Consider the following 11332-nt stretch of genomic DNA (forward strand, 5'->3'; position numbering starts at 1 on the left):
GACGCAGCGCCCGATCCGCTGCCTGCTGACGACGCACCATCCAACACCTCCATGCATACGAGGTGTTGCGACGACCAGTTGAATCCGCCCTGCGAGCCGGCATCGGAGTGATGCATCAACTCGCCTTTCTGGTAGGGGCGTTGGTCTCGGTCGCGCTGCCACAAGGCCATCTCGAGGGCATCCAGCACGAGCCGCGTCTCCTTCGATGTGGCTGCTGACCAGCCGACGATGCGGCGGGAGAAGGTGTCCACGACGAAGGCGACGTAGGCGACGCCGGCGAACGTGGTGACGTGGGTGAAGTCGGCGACCCAGCAGCGGTTCGGGGCGGGGTCGACGAAGTCGCGGTCCACGAGGTCCGGGGCCCGTTCCGCGCTCGCGTCAGGGATGGTGGTGATCACCTTTTTGCCGCGGACCGCCCCGGTGATGCCGAGTTCACGCATGAGGCGCTCGACGGTGCAGCGGGCCACCGCGACATCCTGGCGGTTCAGGTGCCTCCAGATCTTCCGGGCGCCGTAGACACGGTAGTTGGCCTCGTACGCCTGTGTGATCAGGATCTTCAGTTCGGCGTCACGGACGGTGCGGGCAGCGGGTGCGGCCTGGCGTTTGTGGTGGGCGTAGTAGGTGGACGGGGCGATCTTGCAGTCGTGGTCGGTGAGGACCCGGCAGATCGGCTCGACGCCGCCGAAGCGGTCCTTGTGCTCGTCGATGAACGCTACGAGCGTATGTGTGGCCGGTCGAGCTCGGCCGCGAAGAAAGACGCTGCGGACTTGAGGATGTCGTTGGCCCGTTTGAGCTCGGCGTTCTCCTTCTTCAGTCGCTTCAGCTCGGCCGACTCCTCGCTCGTTGTGCCCGGACGGGTTCCGGCGTCGATCTGGTCCTGCCGCACCCACTTGCGCAGCGTCTCGGTCGTGCCGATGCCCAGCTTCTGGGCGACCGCTTTCATCGCGGCCCACTCGGTGTCGTACTCCGGCCGCACCTCGGCGACCATCCGCACCGCACGACGGCGCAGCTCAAGCGGGTACTGGGAAGGACGTGCCATAACTCGATCCTCTCAAACGATCGAGTCCCTACCGAACCCGGAACGGTTCATCTCGCGATTATGCAGCTCAGATACCAATGCGCCACACGCCGGAACCGGCCCCCAGCCCCTCAACGCCGCAACGACAGCTGAACCAGCTAGATGATCAGCCCAGCTCACAGCTGTAGAGTCCCCAGGCAACGGCGGCGGTGACGGCGGCGAACTCGTCATCGGCACGGAAGCGCCGCACGAGCCGCCGGTATTCCTCGTCGCGGGAAGGAACGAGTTTGGGCCGCAGTCCGAAGCCGACCAGGCGGGAGGCTTCGGCGGCGACGTCGGAGGCGCTCATGCGGCTGCCCTCTCACGCGGGACGGGGATGAGAGCTGCGGGAAGGGCACCCACGCCTGCACTTTCTCAGACGTCGTGCGCGGGCCTCGGAGGCCCGCGCCACAGCGGTCGTGCCCATCGTGCTTGTGGTGCTCATCGACTATTCACGGTCTTTCGCCGTGGAACGGCGCCGCATCGCGAGGAACAGCCCGAGAGCAGCGGCGAGGACGACGACCGCGCCGGCACCGATCACCACGCCCAGCGTCGGCCGCGGCCCGGCAGCCGGTCCGAGGACAGCTCGACGGCGGCCGTATACCCGAGGGGCGCGCCCGGCACGGATCGCTCGCGTTGGTCGTGCGTGACGGCCCTGGGCCACGCGCCACCCGGTCCGCGGATCGACGGCCGGTGCCTGGGGCGGCAGCTGTCCCGGGTGGGCTGCCGGCGTGAGCGGCTGGCTGGTTGGGGCTGCTGCCCTGGGCCGGAACGGGCAGGGCGGCGTGCGGCGGGTCCGGGCTCCTGGGTGACGGGCTGGGCGGGCAGCGCAGGCGGCCATGCCCAGGCCCAGGTGCTGGCGCGGTGACCCGGAACCCCGGCCAGGCCGTATGGGGCACGACGTTCAGCTCCGCGCCTGTGGAGGGCACCCTCGTACCCGCCTCCTGGTCGCCGAGACGGTGCCCGGCCTGCGGCGATCTCAGTCCTGCCCGGGGCACGGCGGGTCGTAGGGCAGTTGCGGGATATACGTGCGCCAGAGCGCGGGCGTCAGTAGGTTCCCGGTCACCCGGCACACGTAGTTGACGGCGGCCTGGGTGGACAGCGGCAGGATGTGGACCGTTGCATTGCCGGTGCCGATGAAGAGAAAGCGCCCGTCCGGGGAGAAGGCGACGTCATTGACGTAGTCGATGACGCCGGTCACCGGCAGGCCGTGGGCGCGTGCGCGGCCCCCCTCATCGACGTCCCACAGGCGGAGCGTCCTGTCGAAACTACCGCTGACCAGCGTCTGCCCGTCCGGGCTGAAGGCCAGCGTGTAGACGGTGTCGTTGTGGCCGGTGAGGGGTGGTGCCGTCGGTGTGGGGTGCGTGCGGTCGGTGATGTTCCACAGGCGAATCTTGGCGTCGTTGCCGGAGGCTGCGAGGGTACGGCCGTCCGGGCTGAAGACAATTGTCTGGACAGGGTCCGCACTGGCGCGCAGAGGTAGGCCCAGGGTTGTCGGGCGCGTGGGTTCGGTGATGTCCCACAGACGGAGGGTGCCGTTCTGCGCCGCGGCGGCGAGCGTGCGGCCGTCTGGGCTGACGGCCAGGCGGTTGACCGAGCCCGCACCGGTGTTCAACGGCGGTCCGAGGGCAGTGGGGTGGGATGGGTCGGAGACATTCCACAGCGCGACCGTGCCGTCGCCGTTGCTTCCTGCCAGGGTGCGCCCGTCGGGGGTGAACCCGACGGCCAGGAAGTTCTCCCGGGGATTGTGGAGTGGCCCGCTGAGTGGCTTGGGCGTGGCTGGCACGGTTACGTCCCACAGCTGGATGTCCGGGCCGGCGGCGACGGCCAGTGTCTTTCCGTCGGGGCTGAAGGCGGTCCAGTTGACGTACGGGGTGCGGCCGCGGATCGAGGCGCTGAGCGGGCGGGGAGTGGCCGGGTTCTTGACGTCCCAGAGCCGGACGGTGTTGTCCTCGGAGCCCGAGGCGAGCAGATGCCCGTTGGGGCTCACGGCCACGGTGTCGACGTAGCTTGTGTGTCCGCTCAGGATCGTGCGTGGGATCGTCCACAGTCGGATGGTGTGGTCAGCGCCCGCACTGGCCAGCATGGTGCCCTTCGGGTCGAAGGCCAGGCCCAGCACGTGTCCGGTGTGGCCGGTCAGGGGCTGGGTGAGGTCCCAGACCTTGTTCGGAGCCATCACGTTCTCGAGCCAGATGGTGTTGTCGTCGCCGCCGTAGGCCATGAGTCGGCCGTTGTTGGAGAAGGCGACGGTGTTGACGACGTTGTTGCTGACAGGGCTCTCGAGCTGTCTCGGCTTGGCGGGGTTCGTGACGTCCCACAGGTGTGCGGTCTGGTCGCTGCCGGCCGCGGTCAGTGTGCGGCCGTCCGGGCTGAAGGCGACCGCTTGGGCGGAGCCGGGGTTCCCGGCCTTAAAGGAGATGTCGGGTGTCCGGCCCACGGCGGACGGATTCCGCCGGTCCGCCACCTTCCACAACCGCACCGTCGCCTCGCTCCCCCCGGACGCCAGCAGCTTGCCGTCGGGGCTGAAGGCCACCCCGTTCACCTCGTCTGCGGAGGCGGGGAGCGGCTCGGCGAGGGGCCGCGGGTGCCGTGGGTCAGTGGTGTCCCACAGATGGATGCGGCCGCCGTGTCCCGCCGTGGCGAGGGCGTGGCCGTCCGGGCTGAAGGCGAGCGTGTTCAGGGCGCTGGTGCCGACCCGCGCCGGGGTGCCCAGACCGGCTGGATGGTGAGGGTCCTGGACGTCCCACATGTGTACAGTGCCGTCGTCGCCAGTGGCGGCCAGAAGGTGTCCCCGGGGGCTGAAGGCGAGCGCCCGTAGCCCGCCCCGGAATCCGCGAATCGGGGCGCCCAGCGGGACCGGGTGGTCCGTGCGGGCTGTGTTCCACAGCCGGATCGTGCCGTCACCGCTGGCGCTGGCCAGCAGGCGCCCGTCCGGACTGAAGTCCACGGCGTTCACCCGGTCCGTGTGACCGCTCAGCACGGTGGCCAGCGGCACGTTTTGGGCGCTGAGCAACCGGGTCTCCGTCGACGCGGCTGGCGACATACGGTGCGCGACCAGATCCAGCTGGGCGGCCAGCGAGGCATCGGTCTCGCGCAACAGGTCGGCCTGGGCCCTGGTCTCGCCGAGGATCGCGGTGTTGCGTTCCTGCTGGGCCGTGTTGCGCTGGTGGAACGCGAGGGCGGCGGAGACGGCGGCGAGCACGGCCAGCGCCGTCAGCCCGGCGATGACCCCTTGGCGGATCCGGCGTGCCCGGTGCCGCTGCCGTGCCGAAGCGGCCAGAAACGCGGACACGACTGGACCGCACTCGCCCGTGTCCTTGTCGTTGGCCAGGGCGCGGGCCTCGTCCAGCCTGTGGCCTCGGTACAGCAGGCCCGCGTCGCGGTTCGCCTCTTGCCACGCAGTGGCCGCGTCCTCCAACCGCTGGCGGGCCATGTACTGGGCGCGGTGGGCCTCGCTCCACTGCCGCAGGCGCGGCCATGCCCGCAGCAGCACCTCGTGGGTGATGGTGACCGTGTCCTGTTCCCGGGTCAGCAGTCGTCCCCGGGTGAATGTCTCGACGACCTCGGCCGTCTCCTCGGCGCGTGCGCCGTGGCCCAGCAGTTCGGCGTACCGAGCCGGGCGGCGCGTGTCGTGGGTTCCGTCGCCGAACTTGACCAGGCGCAGGAACACGGACTCCGCCGTCCGCTGCACCTGCGGGTCCAACTGGTCAAAGCAGCGGTCCGCTTCGGCCGTCACGCTGTGCGCGATACCACCGGTGGACTCGTAACCGTCCACAGTGAGGACGTGGCCTGACCGGCACAGCCAGGTGGCCCGCAGTGCATGGGCGAGGAGCGGAAGCCGCCCGACCTCGTAGGCGTCGGCTTCGTCGCTGCCCGGAGGCGCGGGGTCCGGTTCCGTGGCACCCAGGTCGCGCAACAGGACCTGCACGAGGCCCGGTTCGAGGTCCAATCCGACCGCGCGGGCGGGATGGAGGATCGCCTCCCGTACCCCGGCCCGGGACAGAGGCCCCACAATCACCTGGTTACGTTCCACGGCGTCAAGGAGCCCCGGATGAGTGGCGCAGTGGGTGTAGAAGTCCGAGCGCAGACCGAAGACGACCAAGGCGACCGGCGGTTCGCCACCAGGGCCCATGTCCGCCAGGCGCAGGACCGCATCCAGGAAATCCCGCCGCTCGCGCTCGTCGGCGCACAGCGTGAACAGTTCCTCCAACTGGTCCACGACCAGGACCAGGCGGCGTTCCGCGCCAGGGTCGCCGTCGTCCTCCGCAAGCGCGCGCCGCATGACATCCGGTCGCCACACCGGCCCCTGCGCCCCGTCGCCAGATTCTCCCTGCCCCGCGTACGTCACCTCCGGCAGGCGGGCGCCGAGGGCTGCCATCGGATGTGCGGTCGGTGTCAGCCACAGGCGAGGCCAGTACGCCGAGCCCGGCAGGGCACCCCGGGCAACCTCGGGCAGGAGTCCCGCTCTGAGCAGCGACGACTTCCCCGCCCCGGAAGGCGCGACGACGACCAGCGCCCCGCCCACCGCGAGGCAGGTGTCCAGCCGGACAAGAAGCTTGGCCACCAGCGCGTCCCTGCCGAAGAACCACTGGGCCTGTTCAGAGCTGAATGCGGCCAGCCCGGGATACGGGCACTCCTGAGACACAGCGGCAGTGTGCACGCGGCGGGCCGTGCGTACTCCATCTTCGTAATGCAGGTGCAGGTCCCGCTCCGACACGTACAGATCCCGGCGCGCCTGATAGATCCTGGCTCGGTCCGAGGCCTCACCCTCCAGCCGGATCCCCTCTCCGTGTAAGGGCTGTCTGTCGGCGGCACTCATGGCCCGTAGATGTTCTGGTCGCGCCCGGCCTGGTACACCCGGCCATGCCCGGATGCCTCGGCACGGAACTCATGCGACCCGGTGCGAGTGCCGCCCTCGCGGCACAGGAGCGGGGTGATCTCCTCCTCGATCAGTCGCCGCAGCTCATCCACCAGCGCAGGGTCGTCCCGCAGCAGTGCGGTCAGACGGTCCCCCCAGGCCGCGACGAGATGTGATTCCGCATCCTCGTCCTGCGCTCGGCGGGCCGTCAGCACTCGGTCACGGGACTCTACGAGCGCAGCGTCCACCTGCTCTGCCTGACTCGGACGTACACGTCGCCACCAGGCAACGAAGGCCACTCGTACCTGCTGCCATGCGTCCGTGGCCATCGCCCCCACCAAGGACATGGCCGCCGACGATACAATCGCATCCATCACCCTCACCCTCAATTTGCCTCTCATGAACAACTTACCCATTTGAGGCAAAATGCGCAGATTTGTTGATTCCTGAAGGACCGGATTGGCGAGGTCGCTCGTATGTGACCTTGGATCCGCCGTGAGTCACAGGCGCCGGCTCGAGTCTTGTGAGGTGCCGTGGCGTCCGGTACACCGGCGATCCGCTGGTCGCTTCGGTCAGAAGCGTCCGGCCCCTGACGTCCCACTGATCACCCGCTCTGCGTCCGGTCCTGCGCAGTGCCCACTTGGCGGCCCAGGCGGACGCCCCCATGGCCAGTGCTGCACTGGCCTGGAGCGCGTCGCTGGGTTTGGAAAGCACGGACCTGGACGTCCTTGCCAAGACCTGCGCACTGCACACGCTGTGGCAGCAGGTGGTCAGCCTCTATCCCGTGCTGACGGAATCGGCGCTGACCCGCCTCAAACACGTCCGGTGGGAGCTCTCCGAGGCGGAGCGAGCCCTGGGCATCGCCGAGCGGGCGGTGCAGCGCACCAGTGGGCGCATGAGCCCGGCAGTACAGGCACGCTAGTGTCCTGCGCCAGAAATGACGAGGCTAAGTCTGTAGGCTGCTTTCATGGCGTCTCGGGGTCCTCGTGCTGTTGAAGTCGTGCTGTCTGCCGAGGAGCGGGCGGAGCTGGCGCGTTGGGTGGGTGGCGCGGTGTCCGCCCGTGTAGCGGAGCGGGCCCGGATCATTCTGGCCTGTGCGGAGGGAGCGTCAAATACCGGTGTGGCGGCGGACTTCGGGGTGTCCACGGAGACGGTGCGCAAGTGGCGCTCGCGGTTCGTGGCCCGGCGGGTGGCGGGCCTGGTGGACGAGCCGCGGCCGGGTCGGCGCAAGCCGGAGCTGGTGCTCTCCGAGGCCGAGCGTGCCGAGCTGACGCGCTGGGCACGGCGGGCGACGACCGCGCAGTTCCTGGCGCAGCGGGCGAGGATCGTACTGCGGTGCGCGGAAGGCGGGACGAACAAAGAGATCGCCGCTGAACTCGGTGTATCGCAGGGAACGGTGAATCGCTGGCGGTCGAGGTTCATCAGGCTGCGTCTGGACGGGCTGACCGATGAGCCGCGTCCCGGCAGGCCGCCCTCGATCCTGCTGGACCAGGTCGAGGACGTGCTCACGGCAACGCTGGAGTCCACCCCGGGCAAGGACACCCACTGGTCACGGGCCTCGATGGCGAAGCACTCCGGGCTGTCGAAGTCCACCGTCGGCCGAATCTGGAAGAAGTTCGACCTCAAGCCCCATCTCCAGGACGCCTTCAAACTCTCCACCGACCCGCAGTTCGTCGCGAAGGTCGTCGACGTCGTCGGCCTGTACCACCATCCGCCCGAGAAGGCAGTGGTGCTGTGCGTGGACGAGAAGAGCCAAATCCAGGCGCTGGACCGCTCGCAGCCAGTGCTGCCGATGATGCCGGGCATGCCCGAGCGGCGCACCCACGACTACTACCGGCACGGCATCACCAGCCTGTTCGCCGCGTTCAACATCGCCGACGGCAGCGGCATATCGGCACTGCACCGCCGGCACCGGGCCATCGAGTTCAAGAAGTTCCTCACCCGGATCGACAAGGCCGTGCCGGCCGGCCTCGACGTCCACCTGGTCTGCGACAACTACGCCACCCACAACACCGCCGAGATCAAGACGTGGCTCGGAAAGCACCCGCGCTTCCACGTCCACTTCACCCCCACCGGCTCATCGTGGATGAACCAGGTCGAGCGGTGGTTCGGCCTGCTGACGGACAAGCTCATCCGCCGCGGGGTGCACACCTCCGTGGAGGCCCTGGAGCAAGACATCAGGGCCTGGGTCGACACCTGGAACCAGAATCCCAGGCCCTTCACCTGGACAAAGACCGCCGACGAGATCCTCAACTCCCTCGCAGACTACCTCACCAAAATCAACCCCCCGACCACCGAAAACTGGAAGAAACTTAACCTCGTCATTTCTGACGCAGGACACTAGTGTGCTGCACCAGGCAATGTTCGCCCTGTCGACGACGGCGCGCAGGCACCGGTTGTATCCCAGAGCCACCTCCTCGGATTCACCTGTCCGGGCTTCCGTTTACGAGGACAGAACTGATACATCCACGGCGGGAAGCCAGCTGCCCGCCGGCTTCACCAGCCAGCCGTGAAGCGCCCCGAGTTCCGCGGCGGTCCGCAGCAACACCTCCAGACCCGGGTGCCGCAGACCCCGCCGCCACACCAGCGAGACGGGGGCGAGAGGCACCGGATCCACGATCGGCCGCAGCACCATCCCGGGCACCTCGATGAAGTCCGTGCTCGCCAGCACGGACCAGCCCCGGCGCCGCACCACCCGGACGAACTCCTCGGGCCCGTCGATCTCCGGATACGGTTCGGCCATCCCGATGCCCCGGCCCGCGAAGAGCCGCGCTGCCAGGTCCGTCCACTCGGCGGTCGCCGGATTGCCGACACCCGTGTAGAGGGTCTCCCCCGCCAGCGCGTCCAGCGGCACCCGGTCCCGTGCGGCCAGCGGGTGGTCGTCGGCGATCAGCACGGCCATCCGCTCGTAGCGCACGGTCCGGTGGCCGAGCCGGCCGAGCACGCCGGGGTCGAGCCCGGCGACCCGGCCCGCCGCCACGTCGAGCCGACCGGCGAGCAGCTCGGCCGCCGCCCCGGTGAGCCCGCTATGGAAACGCGCCACGAAATCCTGATCCGGTTCCGCCCGGCGCGCCTCCTCCAGCACGGTGTACGCGGTCCCGACCGACGCCCCCACGTCGACGAGCAGCGGCCTCCCGTCCCCACCCGTGCCGCCCGCGGCTCCGCCCAGCTCGTCGTACGCGGCGAGCACCCGGCGTACGTACGGCAGCAGCCGCGCGCCCTCGTCGGTGAGCGCGACCTGCCGGGTGGTGCGCACGAACAGCTCGCCGCCCGTCTCGCGTTCCAGCCGCCGGATGTCCCGGCTCAACGCCTGCTGGGCGACGAACAGTCGGGCGGCGGCCCGGGTGAAGTGCAACTCCTCGGCGACCGCGACGAAGGCGCGCAGCAGGCGGGGATCCGGGTCGGAGGGCATCGGTAGAACTTACAACAGTGGTGCGTGAATGCGCCCGAACGGGTGTTGGACCCCGTGGTCGGGCCGGATCGAGGCTGAGCGCATGCCTCACGAACCTCGTCCCCTGCTCCTGTCCGCCACCGCGGAGATCCTGGTCGCCGTCCCGATGCCGGACCACGGCCCGGCGCCCCGTGCCGGGGGACCGTCCACGAGACGCCCGCCTTCGCGCCCGCCCCGCCGCAACCCCTACGCCCGGCTCTTCGCCACTCCCGGGGCCCGCGCCTTCACGGCGGGCAGTCTCCTGGCCCGGCTGCCGATGGGCATGTTCAGCGTGAGCGCGGTCATCATGATCGCCACGACCCGGGGCAGTTACGCGCTCGCCGGAGCCGTCACCGCCACCGGCCTGGTGGCGACCGCGCTGGTGGCCCCGTACACGGCGCGCCTCATCGACCGGCACGGGCAGGCCCGGATCGCCGTGCCCGCCACCGTGCTGGCCGTCCTGGGATCGCTCGCCCTGCTGCTCTGCGTCCACCACGACGCCCCCGACTGGACGCTCTTCGCCGGCTACGCCGCGACCGCCACCACCCCCAACATCGGTGGCATGTCCCGCGCCCGCTGGGCCCACCTGTACCGCGACGAGCCCGGCGCGCTGCACACCGCCAACTCCTTCGAACAGGCAGCTGACGAGCTGTGCTTCATGATCGGCCCGGTGCTCGCCGCGTTGCTCTGCTCGACGCTCTTCCCCGAGGCCGGCACGCTCGTCGCCGCGCTCCTGCTCCTCACCGGCATGCTGGTCTTCACCGCCCAGCGCGCCACAGAACCCCCGCTCGCACGTCGCGCGCCGGGCGCCCGAGCCGAGTCCCTGCTCCGGGCCCCCGGGATGCCCGCGCTGCTCGTCGTCTTCCTCGCCACCGGCTCGGTCTTCGGCGCGATGGAGATCGCCACAGTCGCACACGCGACCGCGTCCTCGGCGACCCTCGTCCTCGCCCTCCAGGCCACCGGATCCTTCCTGGCGGGCCTCTTGTACGGGTCACTGCCGGCAACCGCCGACCCCGGCCGCCGCCTCCTGCTGTGCCTGACCGCGATGACCGCGCTGATGTCCCTGCCGTTTGCCGCCACGGCCGCGACGGACTCGCTGTGGACGCTGGCGCCGGCGCTGCTCCTCGCGGGCATGGCGACAGCGCCCGCCATGATCACCGGAATGGCACTCGTACAGCGGCGGGTCCCTGCGGAACGGCTCAACGAGGGCATGACACTCATCGTCACCGCACTGCTCGGCGGCATTGCGTGCGGCTCGGCGGTGGGCGGCTCGGCCACCGAGCACCTGGGTCCGACGGCAGCTTTCGCGCTGCCGATCGTGGCGGCGGCCCTCGCGACGGTCACGGCGCTGCGCCTGCGCGCCCGCCGGGCGTAAGCGCCACTTCCACGCGCGGGTCGTCCCACGCGCCCAGCGCGTACATCCACCCGATGCCGTCGGGCAAGGTCCGCATCGCCGCCGTGCGCCCGCTCAGCGCCGCATCTCTGCGCCTTTCCTGTGCTGCTCATCGAGCACCCGGCCGGCACCGCGGCCGACCAGTTCAACCCCGACACCGTACCGCTGGCCACGATCCAGCAGCGCCTGTCGGTCGCCCGGACCACCGCGGGCGAGATCCGACAGGAAGCCCTGACGCCGCTCAAGGACGGCTACGACGCGTACGCCGCCACCGACGCCGCGCACGAACCGACGAACTGACCCACCAGCACGACGGCGACGGGCGGCACCCATACCGGGTGCCGCTCTGCGCTACTTCACCCTCGACGGCACCGACCACGCCGACCACAAAGAATCAGGACAACATGATCCGCCGCTACATCATCCGGCGAAACCGCCACGCCGACGACCGGCGCCTACGCGCCGTCGTCGACAGGGTAAACGTTGCCTGACGCGGCACTAGGCGATGTTTCTCGGATCGCCTGACGTGAGTGGGGTGTTGAGGTCAGGCTGTCTTTATGGGCCGTGGGGATCTGACGAACGCGGAGTGGGACC

The 11332-nt window shown here is 69.8% G+C and carries 10 protein-coding genes and 1 pseudogene; 5 read left to right on the forward strand and 6 right to left on the reverse strand.

What is annotated here, in order from left to right; genetic code table 11:
* The 5 genes from ACWD01_RS36280 to ACWD01_RS36300 form a co-directional block, all read right to left on the reverse strand.
* On the reverse strand, positions 1–707 hold a 707-nt coding region (locus ACWD01_RS36280; protein WP_451168127.1), incomplete at its 3' end, for an IS3 family transposase.
* A gap of 5 nt (positions 708–712) precedes the next feature.
* A complete protein-coding gene (locus tag ACWD01_RS36285) occupies positions 713–1039 on the reverse strand; it encodes a transposase (protein ID WP_451168111.1) in 327 nt (108 codons plus the stop codon).
* A gap of 145 nt (positions 1040–1184) precedes the next feature.
* Entirely contained in the window at positions 1185–1367 is a 183-nt protein-coding gene (locus ACWD01_RS36290; RefSeq protein WP_451168113.1) for a hypothetical protein, read from the reverse strand.
* Positions 1368–2036: 669 nt separating this feature from the next.
* A complete protein-coding gene (locus ACWD01_RS36295) occupies positions 2037–5702 on the reverse strand; it encodes an nSTAND1 domain-containing NTPase (RefSeq protein ID WP_451168114.1) in 3666 nt (1221 codons plus the stop codon).
* Positions 5703–5872: 170 nt separating this feature from the next.
* Entirely contained in the window at positions 5873–6130 is a 258-nt protein-coding gene (locus tag ACWD01_RS36300; protein ID WP_451168116.1) for a hypothetical protein, read from the reverse strand.
* 449 nt (positions 6131–6579) lie between these two features.
* On the opposite strand from ACWD01_RS36300, the gene ACWD01_RS36305 reads away from it, so the two are divergent.
* Complete coding sequence (locus ACWD01_RS36305) at positions 6580–6837, forward strand: hypothetical protein (RefSeq protein WP_451168118.1); 258 nt, start codon at positions 6580–6582, stop codon at positions 6835–6837.
* 45 nt (positions 6838–6882) lie between these two features.
* Positions 6883–8259, forward strand: coding sequence for an IS630 family transposase (locus ACWD01_RS36310; protein ID WP_451168120.1), 1377 nt, complete (start codon positions 6883–6885; stop codon positions 8257–8259).
* Between the two features lie 99 nt (positions 8260–8358).
* Here ACWD01_RS36310 and ACWD01_RS36315 read toward each other — a convergent pair whose 3' ends face one another.
* Positions 8359–9327 carry a LysR family transcriptional regulator gene (locus ACWD01_RS36315; protein WP_451168122.1) on the reverse strand — a complete coding sequence of 323 codons (969 nt, stop codon included), beginning with the start codon at positions 9325–9327 and terminating at the stop codon, positions 8359–8361.
* A gap of 82 nt (positions 9328–9409) precedes the next feature.
* Here ACWD01_RS36315 and ACWD01_RS36320 point away from each other — a divergent pair, with 82 nt between their 5' ends.
* The 3 genes and pseudogenes from ACWD01_RS36320 to ACWD01_RS36330 all read left to right on the forward strand — a co-directional run.
* Complete coding sequence (locus ACWD01_RS36320) at positions 9410–10720, forward strand: MFS transporter (RefSeq protein WP_451168124.1); 1311 nt, start codon at positions 9410–9412, stop codon at positions 10718–10720.
* A gap of 120 nt (positions 10721–10840) precedes the next feature.
* Positions 10841–11038, forward strand: coding sequence for a hypothetical protein (locus ACWD01_RS36325; RefSeq protein WP_451168125.1), 198 nt, complete (start codon positions 10841–10843; stop codon positions 11036–11038).
* A 43-nt stretch (positions 11039–11081) separates the two neighbouring features.
* Positions 11082–11229, forward strand: a pseudogene (locus tag ACWD01_RS36330) (IS630 family transposase); the annotation flags it as partial.
* Positions 11230–11332: the final 103 nt, after the last annotated feature.

The organism is Streptomyces sp. NPDC002835 (assembly GCF_053591995.1).